A 17,114-nucleotide genomic window follows, 5' to 3' on the forward strand; every position below is an offset into this window, starting at 1 on the left:
CGCGATTCCTTCCCTGTCAGTCACGGGTGGCCGCGACGGCTTCGCCGGTCCGGGCGTCGACATAGCCGATCAGCGTCGCCTGCATGTCCTTCATCTGCAGGAGCATCCGGCCGTCGGGCCGGGTGGCGATGAACCGGTTGTCGACCAGGTCGGCGGCCAGGTCGAAGCCGGGCGGGGTGGCGTACAGGTCGATGTCCTCGCCGGCCCCGGACAGGGTCAGGTCGTTCGTCTCCTCGTACAGGTCGATGCGGCGGATCGACAGCGGCGCGGCGACGGGGATCAGATGACCGTCGACGAGGTCCAGTACGCCGACCCTGGCCAGGCCGTCCAGCAGGATGCTCGGAACGGTGAACCGCTGCCACGTCGGGTCGTCGGCGGGGAGCGACAGGGCGTAGCGGGCCCGCTTGCCGTTGGGGTGGACACGGGTGCCGGTGGTGGACACGAACGGCCCGGTCAGCCGCACCGGTGAGCCGGACTGGTGGTACGGGTCGGGCACCGGGGTGTCGTCCGCGGTGTCCCACGCCTCCCACAGCGGAGCGGCGGGGAAGGTGCCGGCGAGCAGCACCCGGGTGGTGAAGTGCACCCGGTCCTTGACGAGTACGACGCCGGCCGGTGACACCACGTCCTCGGTGATCCGCACCTCGACTGTGGTCGTGTCGCCCGAGGACGCGGCGATCCGCGCGTGCAGCCGCTTCGGGGCGGTCGGCAGGTCGCGGTAGACGCGCAGGAAGTGCTCGAACCGCAGGTCCTCGAAAGCGACGACGTGCTGGTCGGGCGCCAGGTGCCGGGCGGCCTCCGCGGCCATTTCGGTGACGAACGTGCCCGGCAGGGTCGGCTCGCCGCGCACGGTGTGGTGTTCCAGGTAGCCGTCGGTGTCCAGGTCGAAGCGGCACTCGAACACGGCGGACGTCGCCGTCGACTCGACGACACGGCGCAGGAAGAAGCCGGGGGCCGGCGGCTGTGGCTGCGGCGCGACATCATCCGTACCGGCGGCCGACGCGACCGCATCCGCACCGGTGGCCGTACCTGCGGTCGCACCGGTGGCCGTTCCGCCCGTGAGGTAGCCGGGGTAGAACTCCTCGACGGTGACGCGTTCGGCGTCCCCCAGGTGCACGAGGGAAGGCCGCCGGACGGGCGCGTGCAGTTCCTGTACGAAGTGGTGCACGCCTTCGGGGACGGCCATGCTGCTGTAGGAGCCGGCCCGCTCGTAGTACGCCTTCGTCAGCTCGTTGGCGCCCATGCCGACACCGGCCCACAGTGTCCACCCGATGGTGAACTCGTGGAGTTCCGAGGTGGCCGCCGCATAGGTGGCCGCGCTGCCCAGGAAGTCGTTGGCCGAGGCGTAGTCGGACTCGCCCAGCTGCCCGAAGTACCCGAGCAGCGAACCGAAGTTGCACCACATGCGGGGCGGGGCGTCGCGCAGCGCGTACTTGAGGTTGAGGTACGACTCGACCTTCAGGTCACGGATGGAGGTGAACTCCGCGAAGTCCTTGTCCTTGATGAGCGCCGAGCGCTGCAGCCCGGCGGCGTTGACCAGCAGATCGATCCGCCCGTGTTCCTGGAGCACCTCGCCGATGGCCTTCTCCACCTGGGCGTCGTCGCGCATGTCGCACTGCACGTAGGTGACCCGGCCCGCGCCGCTGTGCTCCGTCATCGCGTCGAGGTTGCGCCGGGCGTCGCGGGCGTTGAGCATCCGGTCGAAGGACTTGTTGAGGTCCGCCACGGAAGGGCGCTTGCCCGTGCCCGTGCCCGAGTCCTTGCCTTTCGCCTTGCCCTTGCCTTTGTTCTTGGTCTTGTTCCTGGCCTCGGCGAGTCCGGCTGAGATGTGGGCCGCCCGGCCCGCCGCGAACTCCTCGTCGCTGCCGGCGAAGACCGACGGCGGGTAGCTGTCCAGGTCGTTGCTGCCGAACACATGGATGCGGGGGCCGAATTCAGCGGCGACCGCCTTGAGCACCTCGGCGGTGATGCCTCGGGCGCCGCCGGCGACGACGACCACGGAGTCCCGGTCCAGGACCGCCGGGGCACAGGCGTCCAGGGCGATCGGCTCGTCGTTCAGCCGGTGGGTGCGGCGCACCCCGTCGGTGTCGACGACTACGGGGAAGTCCCGGTACGCCCGGCTCTCCTCCTCCACCAGCCTCACCGCGTCGCCCACTTCGGTGGCCGAGGTGAGCAGCGCGAAACTGGTGCTGTCGGTGAGCTCCCGGCCGGCGCTCTTGAGCAGACCGGTGAACAGCCCGGAGAAGGGGTGCGGGGTGCCGCCGGGCACCGCGTCGAGGAACAGCATGACGAGGGTGGACTCGGCGGTGGACAGCCCGTCATACGCGTGCTGGACAGCCAGATACGCCGCGTCGTGCAGGGCGAGAAGAGCCGAAGAAGCCTCGGTGAGCGACTGCCCGGCGGGTGCCGAGCGCCCCAGGTCGGCCAGCACACGCAGATGCGTGACCGGTCGCCCGGCGCCCGCCAGGGCCTCGCGGACGGCGTCGGCGGTGACCTCGGGCAGGTGGTGCCAGCCGGGGCGGGGCGCCGCCAGCGGGGTGGTGGACAGCACGGTCAGGGCGGCGTCGGCGCTTGCCGCCTCGGCCAGCGGGCCGGGGGCGTCGGTGACGACGAGGGCACCGTCCGGCAGGAACGGAATCGGCTCGCGCACCCGCCGGGGCGGGGTCGCCTCGAGCACCGGGATCTGGCGGCGCACCCGCAGCGGGACGCCCTCCCCGGTGTGCGTGGCCGACACGAAGCGCTCCGGCAGGGTGCCGGTGACGGCGGCGCCGTGTGACCGGCCCTGCTCCGGGGTGGGCCCGGCGAGGGCGGCGGGGCCGGGCACGGTCAGCCGGAGCCGGGCACCCGGTGCGCCGCCGGTCTGGTCGCAGGAGACCTCCACCGTGCCGGCGGGCCTGTGCAGGGCCTTCAGTACGGCAAGTCCCCCGGCGGCGCCCAGATAACGGGCGTGCTCGGGCTCTGTGCACCGCACGGAGTCCCGTACGGAGTCCCGCTCGGATACGGCGCCGGCCTGTGCGGCGGCGCTGCCGAGCGGCTCGTCGACGTACGCCAGGATCGGCAGGCCCTCGCGCTTCGCCCGCTCCTCGGTGGCGAGGGCGAACAGGAAGGCGCCCTCGGCCAGTTGCTGCTCCTTCTCCGGGAGCAGGTCGCCGATGAGGGCGCGGTACTCCGGGAGGCTGTTGCCGTTGATGCCGCCGGCCAGCGCGAAGTCCAGCTCGCCGGTGCGCAGATAGCGGCCGGCCGAGGTGATCGACGACAGGGCGGAGGCGAAACCGGAGTCCATCGTCATGTTCGGGCCGTGCAGGTCGAAGTAGTTCGACACCCGGGCGGAGATGATGTTGGGCATCTGGCCGGGGAAAGCGTCCTCGTTGGACTCCGGGATCAACGCCCGTACCTGCTCGCGCAGTTGCTCCAGCACCTGGGCGGCGGCCGGGGATCCGGCCAGCGGTGAGTCGGCGAGGGCCTGCCCGATGTCGTCGAGGTAGCAGCGGTTCGCGTACAGCATGGCGGCCCGGGTCGGTCCCATGTGCCCGACGAAGACACCGGTCTTGGCGGCCTGCTTGCCCCAGAACTCGGGCATCTGGTCACGGAGCCGGTGGGCGCACTGCAGGATCATCAGCTGGCACCGGTCCAGGGCCCTGATGGTCTTGGGAGGCAGCCGGACCTCGTTGAACGGCGGCGACGGGTACGCGGTGCCGAAGGTGTCCAGCGGCGGCTTCCCGCCGGCCAGCCAGCCCGACACCTCCTTGTGGTCCGCCAGGCCGGGCAGGTGCGACGACCACCCGACGATGGCCACCCGGCTGTCGGGGTCCGGCTTCTTGGTGGCCGGGATCGTCCCGGCGGGGACCGCCGTCGCCCGGGTGTGGGCCGCCCCGGTCACGGCTGCCCCTGCCGGAACCGCGTCGGCCGGGACGGCCTCGGCCACGTCGGCCACGGCTGCCGCTGACGCAGCCGCGACGGCGGGGACGGCCTCCGACGAGGTCGCCGCCGACGGGCCCGCGGCGGGCGGCGCCACGCGTGGCTGGTTCTCGGCGACGATCAGGTGCGCGTTGGTCCCGCCGAAGCCGAACCCGGAGACGGCGGCGAGCCGGGGCCGGTCACCGCGCCCGGACCACTGCGCCGCCTCGGACGGGATGTCCAGCTGGGTCTCGGCGAGGCGGAAGTCCTCGCGGGGGTTGGTGAAGCGGTACTGGCCGGGAATGGTCCGCTTTTCGAGGCCCTTCAGGTTCTCGATGAGCGAGACGACTCCGGCCGCCCAGCCGGTGTGCCCGATCAGGGACTTGTTGGAGGTGACCGCGGTGGGCCGGGCCGTGCCGAAGTGCTCCCGCAGCGTGGAGAACTCCGCGAGGTCGCCGGCGGGGGTGCCGGTCGCGTGCGCGTTGATCCAGTCCACGTCGTCGCCGTTCACGTCACCGTTCTCCAGCGCGCGCCGCACGGCGAGGCTCTGGCCGGCCGAGTTCGGCGCGTAGATCGCCTTGCCCTTGCCGTCCGAGGAGGAACCGAACGCCCGCAGCACGCCGAGGACCTGGTCACCGTCCTCCTGGGCCTTGCTCAGGCGCTTGAGTACGACGAGGGCGGCGCCGTCGGCGAAGATCACACCGTCGGCCGCCTCGTCCAGGGCGTGCACCTTGCCGCTCTTGGACAGTCCCTGAAGCTTGGAGAAGAGCACGGTGCCGCGCGGCGCCAGGGCGAAGGCCCCGCCGCACACCGCGATGTCCTGCTTGCCCATCAGCAGACCCTTGGCCGCGATGTCGATGGCGTAGAGCGACGAGGAGCACGCGGTGTCGACCATGTGGAGCTCGGTGGACGACGGCAGGATGCCCCGCATGGCCAGTTCGCCGACCCGGTGCGGCAGGAACCGGGACGGGTTGCTGCCGCCGCGCCGGTAGCGGCGGGTCAACGACTCGTCGATGCCTGCGCGCAGCGCGGCACGCTCGTCGTCGGACATCGCCAGGTCGTCGACGATCTCGTGCGTCATCCTGGTCACGCCGGCCAGGACCCCGGCCTCCTCCAGGTGCTGGCTGCCGTCCGGGGTGTAACCGACCACGAAGGAGCAGCGGTCGGTGTCGCCGCGGCGGACCCCGTCGAGCGCCTGGACCATGCTGTGGCGGAGCCACCGGGTGGTGTACTCCTGCTCGTCGGGGCCCCCTTCCATACCGTCCAGGGCGCCGTCGGCGGGCTGGAAGCCGGTGATGAACACACAGCGGTCGGCGTACGCCTTGTCCTCGGCGGCCGTGTCCGCCGAGTGGAAGCTCCGGTGCTGCCAGCGGTCCTCGGGGACCTCGACGAACAGTTCGTCCCCCGTCATGCGGAGCTTCCAGAACTCCTCCGGGCTGTTCGCCCCGGCGACGGCGAGGCCCATGCCGACGACGGCGATCGAGTCGTCCCCGAACTCCGCCTCGGCGAAGGGCACTTCGGCTGCCGCCACGGGCTCCAAGGGCTCCACGGGCGTCTCGGCCACGGCTTCGACGCGCCGCACCGAGGCCGGCTCCGGCACGGCAGCCGGCTGGGCCGGGGACAGCGCGGCGGGATCCGGAGCAGGCCGGGCCTGCGCCGTCGGCTGCTCCTCCGGCGCGGCGGGAGGCGCGGCGGGAGGCGAGAGCAGGGCGGCGCCCAGCGTGAGGCCGCCGTCGGCGAGGATGACCTGGCCGGTGATCCAGCGGGCGTCGTCGGAGGCGAGGAAGGCCACCACGGTGGCGAACTCCTCCGGTGTGCCGAGCCGCCCCCAGGGGGTGGCCCGCGCGATGACGTCCTGCATCTGGGCCGCTTGGGGGAACTTGTCCGCCACCTCGCTGCTCAGCATGGCGGCGGACGCCGTGTTGACCCGGATGCCGAGCGGTGCCAGCTCCACGGCCAGGTACCGGGCCGCGGCCTCGGCCGCGGCCTTCGCCGGCGCGCACGCCAGGTAGTTGGCCATCACCATCTGGGAGCCGCCGAGGGCGGAGACGGTGACGATCGAACCGCCACCGCCCCTGGCCATCAGCGGCGCGGCAGCGCGTGCGCAGCGCAGCCCGCCCTTGTAGTTGACCTCGATGGCCCTGTCGAGGTGCTCGTCGGTGATCTCGTCCAGCGGCAGCAGCGCGCCGTCGGCGGCGCTGTTGACGAGGATGTCGAGCCGGCCGTGCAGCCGGTCCGTCTCCGCGAACATCCGGTCGACCTGTTCCTGCCTGGCCACTGATCCACGGACCAGGTCGACCCGGTGGCCCTCGGCGGTCAGCTCGTCGCGGGTCGCCTTGGCCTGGTCGTGCGAGTGGAAGTAGTTGAGGACGATCGAGGCGCCGCGCGAGGCGAGTTCACGCGCGATGGCCTTGCCTATCCCTTTCGATCCGCCGGTGACCAGGGCCACCTTGCCTGTGAGGTCTTTCATGGAACACGTGCCCTTCTGGAGCCGAGAGCGAGGGGAAGCCGGGAGGAAGTGAGGAAGCAGGGGGAAGCCGGCGGAACGAAGAGCCGGCGGAACGGGAGGCCGACAGCAGCCCCCTGCGCGCCGTCAGCCGGCCGCGACGGCCTCCCGGCCGGACAGCTCCGCGAGCACGAAGTCGACGATCTTGTCCATGGTGTTGTAGTTCTCCAGGCGGAAGCCGGCCTCCCGTGTGGGCAGGCCGTATCGCTTGGAGGCGCGGGAGAGCAGCTCGACCTGCTTGACCGAGTCGACCCCCAGTTCGGCCTCCAGTTGCACGCCGTCCTCGAAGACCTCCTCCGGGTACTCCAGCGCCTCGGCGTACAGGGTCCGCAGTTCGGCGTGGATCTCCGCACGGTCCGGTGCCTCGGCGGACGGCGCCGGCGAGGAAGGAGCCGGTGCGGCAGGAGTGGTCGCGCCGGTGCCGGGCGAGGGTGCCTGCGCCGCCGGCTCCGGGGTGAAGTCGCCCAGGTCGTCGGCGATGCGCCGGAGCACCTCGTCGCCGTGCCGGGCCCAGTACGCCTCGAACACGCCGGCAGGCACGGTGGGGGCCAGCAGTTCGGCGAGGCCCGGGGCCCTGGTCGCACCGGCCAGACCGGCGTCCCTCAGGACCCGCAGGGTGGCGTCCAGTGCGAGGCCGCCGTCGCCGTCGACCGCGAGTGACGGCAGGGCGCGTACGTCCGAGCCCTTGGTCAGCCGGACGACGAGCTTGGACAGCGCGGCCCGCCCGCCCGCTTCCACGAACGTGTGGACACCGGCGGCCTGCAGGTGGCGCACGGCGGCGGCGAACCGCACCGGGGTGACGAAGTGCTCGGCGAGACGGTCGGCCAACGCGTCGTCGGGCTCGTAGTACCGCTGGAGGATCGGCGAGTACACCAGGCGCTGCAGCGGGTGCTGGTCCAGCTTGCCGACGTAGGCGGCGAATTCGGGTACGGCGGGGGCGAGAGCCGGAGTGTGGAAGGGGAAGGGGGCGTCGATCTCGATGGCGCCGATGCCCAGTTGCCCGGCGATCGCGATCACCCGGTCGAGAATCTCGCCCGGGCCGCTCACCACGGTCTGCTCGTCGTGGTTCTCGGTGGCGACGGCCAGCATCGGGTCGTCCAGCAGTTCCAGCAGGCGGCGGGACCTTTCGGCGCCTGCGGACAGCGCCACCATGCGGCCCTCGACGCCGTTCTGCCGCTGGATGACCGCCACGCGCTGGGCGACGATCCGCACCCCGTCCTCGACGGAGAACGCCCCGGCGGCGACCAGTGCGGTGATCTCGCCGAGGCTGTGGCCGACGAGGACGTCCGGACGTACCCCCTGGGCGTCCAGGATCTCGTACGCGGCCAGGCCGGCGGCGTAGATGGCCACCTGGGAGACCCAGGCATCGTCGTCGAGGAGTTCGCGCAGGTCCGTGGGGTGCGTCCCGAGGACCACGTCGGATATTCGGCGCGAGAACAGGCTCATGGTCTCCGCGTCGATACGCTCGAGGACCCCTCGGACCTGCGGGTACTTCTTCTCGGCCAGGCGCAGGGCCGCACTGTCGAAACCGCCCTGGCCGGGGAAGAGGAAGGTGGTGTGCAGGTCCGTCGACGTGTGGACGGTCATGGTGGTGCCTCCAAGCTGGTGGTGCGGATCGGATGAGGGCGAAGGGGAGGATGAGGGAAAGGGCGAGGGTCAGGCCAGGTACTGGCCCATGGGGCCGAGGTTCTTGGCCACCAGCCGGTCGGCGGTACGGGTCGCCCCGGGGATGTGCCGGGGCGCGCCGCGGGCCAGCCAGCGCACCATGCGCAGCTTCCAGCCCGGCCCGTTGCCCGGCTCCAGATGGTCGAGCAGGGCGTGGACGCTGGCCGGCGAGTAGAACTCCGCCGGGTGGATCATCGTGGCGAACATGCCGACCATCGCGCGGCCGTGTGTGGGGCTGCGGTTCATGGCCCGGATGAACGCCAGTTCCTCGCGCGAGTGGTCCGCGATCGTCGCGTGGTCCCGGGTGTAGCGGTAATGGCCGGTGACCAGGTCGTCGCGTTCGCGGGCGTAGCGGGCGAGCGCGGCCGGGAGCGGTTCGCTGCCGGAGAGGCCCGACCCGATGGCGGCGGCGAGGAGTTCGGCGCCGCGCAGCCCGTCGGTGATCCCGGCGGCGGTGATCGGGTCCCGGGTGTAGCCGGCGTCTCCGGCCAACGCCCAGCCGGGGCCGTGCGAGCGGCGCAGGAAGTTGGGTACGGACCCGGTCATCCAGCGGTCGACGCGCTTGGTCGTGCGCAGCAGATCGGCCCGCTCGGGATCCACCTCGTCGAACGCGGAGATGACCGTACGGTCGCGGTCCTCGTCGCTCGTCGCCTTGAAGTCGGCCACCGGCAGAGCCACTCCCACGATGGTCAGCCCGTCGTGGGTCGGCCAGGTGAACGCGTGCTTGCCGGCCTGACGGTAGGTGCGGACCCGTCCGTCGTGCGGCAGTCCCTCCCAGTACGACCAGTGGCTCTTGTTGAGGACCGGGTGCGCGTCGTACTTCGGCGCGTCCACCAGCCTGGCCAGGGTCGAGTTGGAGCCGTCGGCCCCCACCACGACCGGGGCGTGTTCGACGACGGGGGTGCGGTTCGCCGTCTCCCCCCGCACACCGGTGACCGTGCCCGCGTCGTCGGTGATCAGCTCCCGGACCGAGACGCCGGTACGCAGTTCCGCCCCGGCCCTGACCGCGGCGTCCAGCAGGATCTGGTCGAGCCTGGCGCGCTCCGGGGAGTACGCCTCGCCCACCCCGTCCACGGCGGGCAGCCGGGCCATCAGCTCCACCGGGCCGCTGCGCAGGCCGTACTCGGTGATGGGCGGGCAGCCGGTGGCCGTCAGCTCGTCGAGCAGACCCCAGCGCTTGAGCCGGAGTATGCCCGGCGGGTGGATCAGGTTGGTCGCCGCCGCCTTGCCGCCCGGAAACACGGCCCGGTCGAGCAACAGCACCTTGTGGCCTGCCCGGGACAGCAGCATGGCCGTGGCAGCGCCGCTGATCCGTGCGCCGACAACTATTGCGTCGTACATCTCGACTCCCTGCCACTGGCTGGTCGACTGTCGGGCGAATGCGTACGGTCCGGGTCCTTGCCCAGGGCGGCCGAGGGCTCCGGGCGGCTGTCAGCGCTGCGAGGGCTCGAGCACGTCAGCCGGGTCGGTCGGGTCCGACGGGCCGGCCGGGTCCGTCCTCCCGGTGTCCGGGCGCTCCCCGTCCCGTTCTTCCTGTTCTTCCTGCCACGCGTCGTTCTGCTCCCTGGACCGGCGCGGTGCGGCGAGGATGGCGAGGCAGCCGAGGGCGGCGATCGCGGCGCCGACCCAGGTGGCCGGGACCAGGCCGTCCACGAAGGTCTGCGGCGAGCCGTAGCCGCCCTGGGCGGTGAACACCGACATCAGCACGGCCACGCCGAGCACACCGCCGAGCTCCCTGAAGGTGTTGTTGGCTCCGGAGGCGATGCCCTGGTCACGGGGGGCGACGATGTTCATGGCCATCTCGGCGACGGGGGCGAAGAACAGCCCGAGTCCGATGCCGCCGAGCACCAGCCCGGGAACCTGGTCGGCGTAGTCGGTGTTCACCTCGGTCACCAGGGCGAGCCAGCCGAGGCCGACCGCCTCGAACAGCAGACCCGTGGCGACCACCAGCCGGTTGCCCAGCCGCCCGGTGAGCAGGGCGGTGAACGGGGCGACCAGGACCGGCATCGCGGTCCACGGCAGCATCCGCACCCCCGCTTCGAGCGGCGAGAAGCCCTGGATGTTCTGCATGAACTGGGTCAGCAGGAACACCAGCCCGAACATGGCGGCGAACATCAGGAGGCTGGCCGAGTTGACGGCGCTGAACGAACGGCTGCGGAACAGCCGCATCGGCAGCATCGGGTGGGGAGTGCGCAGCTCCCAGAGGACGAAGGCAGCGATGAGTGCCACTCCGCCGATCAGGTAGGTCAGCACCTCGCTGCTGGCCCAGCCGTGCTCGGTGGTCCGCACGAGGGCGTACACCACTCCGAACATGCCGAGGCTCAGCAGGACGGTGCCCGTCTTGTCGAGCGTGCTCTGTGGGTGCTTGCTCTCGGCGAGCTTCCACAGGCTGAGTGCCAGCACCACCACACCGATCGGCACGTTGACCCAGAAGATCCACTCCCAGGAGATCTTCTCGACGACGGCGCCGCCGATCAGCGGCCCGAGCGCGACAGCCAGTCCGCTCAGCGCACCCCAGATGCCCAGCGCGAGGGCACGCCGGCGGGGCGGCACCGCGACGGTCAGCAGGGTCAGCGTCAGCGGCATGACGATGGCGGCGCCGAAGCCCTGCACGGCACGGGCGATGATCAGCTGTTGGGAGGTGTCGGCGAGGGCGCAGGCCGCCGACGCCGCGGTGAAGACGACAAGTCCCGCCACGAACATCCGGCGGCGGCCGAAGCGGTCACCGGCCGCCGCACCGGCCATCAGGAAGACGGCGAAGGACAGGGTGTAGGCGTTCACCGTCCATTCCAGGTCCTGCGGGCTCGTGTCGAGCGACTCCTGGATGGCGGGCAGAGCGGTGATGACGACGAGGTTGTCCAACGCCGCCATGAAGACCGCGAGTCCGGTCACGATCAGGGTCCATACGGAATGACCGCGAGAACTGGACCGACTCGACATGGAAAGCCCTCCGAAGGCTGGGTGGTGGGGGGTGCGGGACGTGGGGGGGGGCGGGACAGGGTGCGCGCGGCACGGACGGCTACGCCGGGTGCGGCACGTTGATCGCGTCGAGCTCGTCGAGGGCCTCACGCCACAAGGCGGCCAGCCGCTGGGCGTCCGGCAGCCTGCGGTCGTACAGGAAACTCACCTGGACCCGCGAGCCGCAGGACAGCAGCGTCACCGACAGGGCGTTGCCCGGCAGCAGCACACCGAGCGGAATCGCATCCACGACCTGGTCGCCGCGGAAGGAAAGAGAGGCGGGCAGAAGGTAGTTGGAGGCGTACAGCGGGGACGAGCGGGGGCTGAGCAGTCGCCTCACGGTCCAGCGGATCAGGGCTGCCGGCAGCAGGGCGATCAGCGCCCTGCTGGCCGGCCGCAGACCGTTGGAACGCATCCGCTGGGTGCTGCCGACGAGCTGCGCGAACGCCTCGGCGGGCGGCAGTTCCTGGCTGGGCAGTGTGACGACCGCCGTCGTGAGGTGGTTGCCGACGGCGTCCTCCTCACCGTCCTGCCGGGTACTCAGCGGCATCCGCACCGGTACGGGCGACGCGCGGAACACCGAGCGCGCGTCGCGGCGGCCGTCGCCCGTCGCGCTCCAGGCGGACAGCGCGCCCCACAGCGCCATGAGGAAGGCGTCGTTGACGGTGCCGCCGAATCCCCTTCCCAGTTCGCTCAGTTCGCGCCGGGTCGCACTCGTACTGCACATGGCCAGGTTCTCCGGACCGGGGTACGTCCTGGGCCAGAGCCGGCCGGGCGCCAGCCCCCGCACCATGCCGGCGCCCACGCTGAGCGTGCCGTGCAGCAGCTCCAACGGCCCGGCGGTGCACACCGGTCCCGTGCGCAGCCCGTCCCGCTGCCCGTCCCGGGGTGTCGGCCCCGAGCGCGGAGTGCCGCCGAACAGGACGGCGGCGACGTGAGCCGCGCCCATCCCGTCCTCCAGGCCGTGGTGGACCCGGTAGCAGACGGCGTACTCACCGTCCGCGTATCCGTGGACGAGGCGGATCGACCACAGGGGGCCGCTCCCGCTCAGCGGCAGGCGCACCAGGGCCGTCAGCACCTCGTCCAGCGAGGTGCCGGCCGGGAGCTTCATCTCCTGTACGTGGTCGCGCAGGTCGAAGCCTGCACTGGGGGCACGGAACGCGCCGCGCCTGCCGGTCACCGCCCGGTGGGTCAGCCGCGGCAGACCGGGCAGTCGCTCCGCCAGGTGGTCATGGAGCTCGTCCAGCGAGGGTGCCTCTCCACGGAACCGCAGGAACTGCCCTTGGGCCAGGCTGAGTTCGCGGTCCATGGCGAGGAAGACCTCGTCGATCGGGTTGAGTGGATGCTTCACTATCGGCTCCCAGTCGATTGTGTCGGGGAAACCGGCGTCGGTACGGCACGCGGGTACGGTCCGGGGCTCGGCCCCATCCCCTGTCGGCCAGGGACGGGCGGGCCGCGGCCCCCGGCTGCTTTCGCGGGGCGGCTCATGACATGCCCCGGGCGCGGCCCGCGGGGCCCGGCCGGTGTCTGCCGGCGTCACGGCGCCAGGAGCCGGCCGGGCGGGTACGGCCGTCGCCGCCCCAACGCACGCCCACCGGGCCCGGCGCCGTCGGCGGCGCGGTGGTGTCCGCCTGCTGCGCCATGGCCCCCAGGACGGCGGTGACCGCGGCCAGTTCGAGATCGTCGGGACGCCCCCGCACCACCGTGAGCATGGTGTCCGTGGTCTCCGTTGTACCCGTGCTGTCCGTGGTGTCCGCGGCGCCCGTCATGCCGGCGGGTTGCCGTGCTTGCGCGACGGCAGGTCGACGTCCTTGGTACGCAGGACACGCAGCGCCTCGATGAGCACCGAGCGGGTGTGCGCGGGGTCTATGACATCGTCGACGAGGCCGCGTTCAGCGGCGTAGTACGGGTGCATCAACTCCTGCCTGTACTCCTTGACCAGCTGGGCCCGGGTCTCCTCCGGAGCGTCCGAGGCGGCGATCTCCCGGCGGAAGACGACGTTCGCCGCGCCCTCGGCGCCCATCACCGCGATCTCGTTCGTCGGCCAGGCGTACGTCAGGTCGGCGCCGATGGACTCGGAGTCCATGACGATGTACGCCCCGCCGTAGGCCTTGCGCAGCACGAGGGAGACGCGCGGCACGGTGGCGTTGCAGTACGCGTACAGCAGCTTCGCGCCGTGCCGGATGATGCCGTTGTGCTCCTGGTCCACGCCGGGCAGGAAACCCGGTACGTCGATCAGGGTGACCAGGGGGATGCTGAAGGCGTCGCAGGTGGAGATGAACCGGGCGGCCTTCTCCGAGGCGTGGATGTCCAGTGCTCCGGCCAGATGGGCCGGCTGGTTGGCGATCACGCCGACGGTCCGCCCGTCCAGCCGGGCCAGAGCACAGATGATGTTGCCCGCCCAGCCGGAGTGCGTCTCCATCAACTCGCCGTCGTCGACGATCTCCTGGATCACCGCGCGCATGTCGTACGGCCGGTTCCCCTCGGCGGGGACCAGGTCGGCGAGCGCGTCGGTCCGGCGGTCCGCCGGGTCGTCGGGTTCGAGGGCCGGCGGCAGCTCCCGGTTGTTGGACGGCAGCAGCGACAGCAGGTAGCGCACTTCCTCCAGACATTCGGTCTCGTCGTCGTGGACGAACCCGGCGACGCCGGAGACCGTGCCGTGGACGTCGGCGCCGCCGAGCCCGTTCTGTGTGATCTCCTCGCCCGTCACCGCCTGGACCACGTCAGGTCCGGTGATGAACATCTGCGAGGTCCCACGGACCATGAAGACGAAGTCCGTCAGGGCCGGCGAGTAGGCGGCGCCGCCCGCGCAGGGACCGAGCATCACGGAGATCTGCGGGATCACACCCGAAGCCCTGGTGTTGCGCTGGAAGATCCCGCCGTACCCGGCCAGTGCGGAGACACCCTCCTGGATACGGGCCCCCGCACCGTCGTTGAGCGACACCAGCGGGGCGCCCGCCTTGACGGCCATGTCCATGATCTTGTGGATCTTCATGGCGTGGGCCTCACCGAGCGAGCCGCCGAAGATGCGGAAGTCGTGGGCGTACGCGAAGACGGTGCGGCCGTGGACCGTGCCCCAGCCGGTGCCGACGCCGTCGGTGTGAGGCCTGCGGTTCTCCAGGCCGAAGCCGGTGGCGCGGTGCCTGCGCAACTGCTCGACCTCGGTGAACGAACCCTCGTCGAAGAGGAGGTCCAGGCGTTCGCGGGCGGTCAGCTTGCCCCGGGCGTGCTGCTGCTCGGTGGCGCGCGCGCCGGGCCCCTGCTCGGCGGTCAGGCGAGTGGCGTGCAGGGTGTCGATGCTGTCCCGCATGCCGGGCGGGGCGGGCTCGGGGGCATGCGCCGTACGGGTCTGCGCGGGGCTCTCGGCGAGAGCGGCGGGCTGGGCCGGCATGGGCGTGTCCTTTCTCCGTCACCGAGAAGGGGAGGGGAGAGCGAGAGCGAGAGCAGCGAGATTCCATGAGGTCGGGCCTGTCGGGGCCTTCGCCGGGTGCGTCTCGGGAAAAGCTCCGGAGAAAAACCGGGACCGTGGCCTCGACCTTCCTTCCAGGCAAAACTATCTTGCATCCATTCCGCACGGAACTGCACTTTGGTACAGGCGGCGATAAGAATGGGCGACAAGGCCTGCTTGCAACCTGGATTCAACGCGCAATTTGCTCAGCACTCGTGCCACATGGAACTTGACTGTACGTTCGGTGATATCCAGCTCCCGCGCGACACTGCGGTTGGAATACCCCTCACCGAGGAGACCGAATACTTCCGCCTCGCGCGCGGAGAGCAGCGGAACCCGCTCCAACTCCAGCTTCCAGGAGAGTAGTTCGTCATCTCCTTCACCGGCGGAGCCTGCGAGGCGACCTGCGGCGTGACCTGCGACACAAACTGCGGCAAGCCCTTCGGTGTCACCTGCCGCGGCACTGGCTGCCGCGCAGTAAACCGCTTTCTTCCCCTCGTCCGGCCGCTCTTCCGGCGGTGCATGCGAACGGGTATCGACGGCGCAGACCAAGACAGCTCCCCCTGACGGCGAATCCGGATCGTCGGAACTCCGGCTCATCACCGTTCGAGTATTAGGCACCGGCACCGGGTTCTGTCAAGAAACGCAAATCCTCTCCCGCAGGGCGAGAATGGGCGGCGCGCCATTCCCGACACATGAGAAACGACACCGGTTTCTCATGTACAGCGAAGCGAATGTTTCGTGAACGCCGGTCACACCGGATGCCCCGACGCGAAGTTCTGTGACAGCAGGATCACATCGCGATTGCGGCGATGATTCCGCTGGAGGCCCCGCGTACGCGGGGCCTCCAGGACCTCCGGGATCAGAACGAGCTGGCGGTCTCCGACGACCAGGCTCCGCGGCCGCCCGCCTCGGTGAACACCGCGGCGGCCCCCTTCATCGCCCTCAGAATGCCGACGGGCCACTCAGGCATGGCCTCCTTGGGCTTGAGCACCGCCACGGAACCCATGATCAGCCCATCCCAACGGACCGGCACAGCAAGGCCGTTCCAGCCGGCGGCGCACTCATCCGAGTCGATGGCCACCCCTTGTTCGCGCACGGCCGTGAGGGAGGCCAGCAGGGTGTCTTCGTCCCGGAACGCCCCCGGGCCCGCGTCCACGGGAGTCGGCTCGGCCATGACGCCTTCCTGGATGACCTCCGGCAGGTGGGCAAGGATCGCCCGCCCGCAGGCACCCGTACGTAATGACTGAAAGACCGTCAGGATGGCACGCTGGCTGATGCCGAGCTCCGACAGGTCCGAGTCGCCGACAGCCATGTCCAGGCACTGCTTCTTGGCGCCGCCGAAGGGAGCCAGCCCGAAGAGGAACACAAACCCTCCGTCGGTGGCCCTGCGTATCTCCTCCAACACCCCATGCGCCTCATCGGTGTTTGGCGCGTGCGCGAGGGCCTTCAGGCCGAGACGCGCGGCGCCGGAGCCGAGCCGGTAGAGGCCACGCCCCTCGCGTACGAATATGCCGTCGTGAATACCGGACTGCAGAATCCGGTGAACCGTCGAGTCGTCCAGTCCCGTCGCCTCGGCCAGCTCACCTGGGCCGTGCATCTGTCCTTCGAGCTCGGTGAAAGCTCGTTGGACCCGGAAGACCCGAACAGCGTGTTCGCTTCCCCCTTGATTACCGCTCTTGACCATGTTTCCCCGTTCCCCGTTCGCTTGTTGGGTGCCCTTCCTGGTTCCCTTGTTGGATGCCCGTCCTGGCATCAGGGCCCATGCCCGACCACGGCACCAACGACCTCCTCGACCCTACTGTTCCCGCATAAACTCGCGGGTGCCCCTGTGCGGTCGGCTCGGGGCGCGGTGACGACTGTGCCGCCGCTCCGTTTCCCCGAGCCGCCGGCCCGAACCGGAGGCGCGTGTCTCCACGCCTCCGGATCCCCACGTGCCGTGCCCTGCGGTCAGCCGGGTCCGGCTGCCGAATCGATGGCCCACGAAGCCGGTATGCGTGCTCCGCGGTAGCGATAAGCAATAGCGATAACGCCCGATCATGACGCTGGACGCGCCCAGGAATGCGCTCTCGCCGTCGACGAACCGCCATACCTGATCACAGAATCTCTTCACCTGGCCACCGAGAATGCTGTGTTTACGGCGGAGCCGGATCGCACCACGATGCGACGCATGGTGGACGACCGTGTTGAAGGTCCGCTTCGCCGAGCCGGGCGACGAACGCAGCGACCTGTACTCACTCGGCTGCGTGATGTGCGAAATGGTCACCGGATGGCCGCCCTTCGGCGACACCCGCGCCGATCCCGTCGCTCTCGCCCAAGCCCACCGGAACAAGGTGCCCACGCCACCGCAGGCACAGGTGGCCCCTGAGGTCAGTAGCGGTAGCGGGCTGCGAGGATCACGATCTCCGTGTCCGTGACCAGGTGGACAAGGCGGCGTCTATCCGCCTCGACCACGCCCCAGGCAAGTGGTAGTTGAGCGGCTCAGGCCTGCCGATCCCCGTGAAAGGGGTCACGCTTGACGTCCTCGATGAGCTTGTTGATCCGCGCGAGTATCTTGCGGTCGTTCTTGACCCAGGACGTGTAGCCCTCCCAGCCCTGATCGTCGAAGACGAGCCTCACGCAGCACCCGCACGCAGGGGCCGC

9 protein-coding genes and 1 pseudogene are annotated in these 17,114 nt (G+C 70.7%); all 10 read right to left on the reverse strand.

The genetic code is table 11. From position 1 onward, the window contains the following. Positions 1 to 16: 16 nt before the first annotated feature. Positions 17 to 6,364, reverse strand: coding sequence for an SDR family oxidoreductase (locus O1Q96_RS38890; protein WP_269252582.1), 6,348 nt, complete (start codon positions 6,362 to 6,364; stop codon positions 17 to 19). Between the two features lie 123 nt (positions 6,365 to 6,487). After that, on the reverse strand, positions 6,488 to 7,987 hold the full coding sequence (locus O1Q96_RS38895; protein WP_269252583.1) for an acyltransferase domain-containing protein: 1,500 nt from the start codon (positions 7,985 to 7,987) through the stop codon (positions 6,488 to 6,490). A 69-nt stretch (positions 7,988 to 8,056) separates the two neighbouring features. Continuing rightward, on the reverse strand, positions 8,057 to 9,406 hold the full coding sequence (locus tag O1Q96_RS38900) for an NAD(P)/FAD-dependent oxidoreductase (RefSeq protein ID WP_269252584.1): 1,350 nt from the start codon (positions 9,404 to 9,406) through the stop codon (positions 8,057 to 8,059). 90 nt (positions 9,407 to 9,496) lie between these two features. Next, positions 9,497 to 11,005, reverse strand: a complete 1,509-nt coding sequence (locus O1Q96_RS38905) for an MFS transporter (RefSeq protein ID WP_269252585.1) — start codon at positions 11,003 to 11,005, stop codon at positions 9,497 to 9,499. A gap of 79 nt (positions 11,006 to 11,084) precedes the next feature. Then, on the reverse strand, positions 11,085 to 12,374 hold the full coding sequence (locus O1Q96_RS38910) for a wax ester/triacylglycerol synthase domain-containing protein (protein WP_269252586.1): 1,290 nt from the start codon (positions 12,372 to 12,374) through the stop codon (positions 11,085 to 11,087). Positions 12,375 to 12,507: 133 nt separating this feature from the next. Beyond that, positions 12,508 to 12,792, reverse strand: a complete 285-nt coding sequence (locus tag O1Q96_RS38915; RefSeq protein WP_269252587.1) for an acyl-CoA carboxylase subunit epsilon — start codon at positions 12,790 to 12,792, stop codon at positions 12,508 to 12,510. Next, positions 12,789 to 14,333 (reverse strand): acyl-CoA carboxylase subunit beta, encoded by a 1,545-nt coding sequence (locus O1Q96_RS38920; RefSeq protein WP_269253897.1) that lies wholly within the window; start codon positions 14,331 to 14,333, stop codon positions 12,789 to 12,791. The genes O1Q96_RS38915 and O1Q96_RS38920 overlap by 4 nt, the downstream gene beginning before the upstream one ends. Before the next feature lie 243 nt (positions 14,334 to 14,576). Further along, entirely contained in the window at positions 14,577 to 15,023 is a 447-nt protein-coding gene (locus O1Q96_RS38925) for a helix-turn-helix domain-containing protein (RefSeq protein ID WP_269252588.1), read from the reverse strand. Positions 15,024 to 15,333: 310 nt separating this feature from the next. After that, on the reverse strand, positions 15,334 to 16,158 hold the full coding sequence (locus O1Q96_RS38930) for an IclR family transcriptional regulator (RefSeq protein ID WP_269252589.1): 825 nt from the start codon (positions 16,156 to 16,158) through the stop codon (positions 15,334 to 15,336). Positions 16,159 to 16,841: 683 nt separating this feature from the next. Continuing rightward, positions 16,842 to 17,090 (reverse strand): annotated as a pseudogene (locus tag O1Q96_RS38935) (Txe/YoeB family addiction module toxin). Positions 17,091 to 17,114 lie beyond the last annotated feature (24 nt).

This window comes from Streptomyces aurantiacus (assembly GCF_027107535.1).
Classification (GTDB): domain Bacteria; phylum Actinomycetota; class Actinomycetes; order Streptomycetales; family Streptomycetaceae; genus Streptomyces.

Bases quoted from the DNA above. Each gene is read 5' to 3' on its own strand.
- O1Q96_RS38920 (WP_269253897.1), bottom strand. From the start codon at position 14,333: ATGCGGGACAGCATCGACACCCTGCACGCCACTCGCCTGACCGCCGAG.
- O1Q96_RS38890 (WP_269252582.1), bottom strand. From the start codon at position 6,364: ATGAAAGACCTCACAGGCAAGGTGGCCCTGGTCACCGGCGGATCGAAA.
- O1Q96_RS38900 (WP_269252584.1), bottom strand. From the start codon at position 9,406: ATGTACGACGCAATAGTTGTCGGCGCACGGATCAGCGGCGCTGCCACG.
- O1Q96_RS38915 (WP_269252587.1), bottom strand. From the start codon at position 12,792: ATGACGGGCGCCGCGGACACCACGGACAGCACGGGTACAACGGAGACC.
- O1Q96_RS38905 (WP_269252585.1), bottom strand. From the start codon at position 11,005: ATGTCGAGTCGGTCCAGTTCTCGCGGTCATTCCGTATGGACCCTGATC.
- O1Q96_RS38930 (WP_269252589.1), bottom strand. From the start codon at position 16,158: ATGGTCAAGAGCGGTAATCAAGGGGGAAGCGAACACGCTGTTCGGGTC.
- O1Q96_RS38895 (WP_269252583.1), bottom strand. From the start codon at position 7,987: ATGACCGTCCACACGTCGACGGACCTGCACACCACCTTCCTCTTCCCC.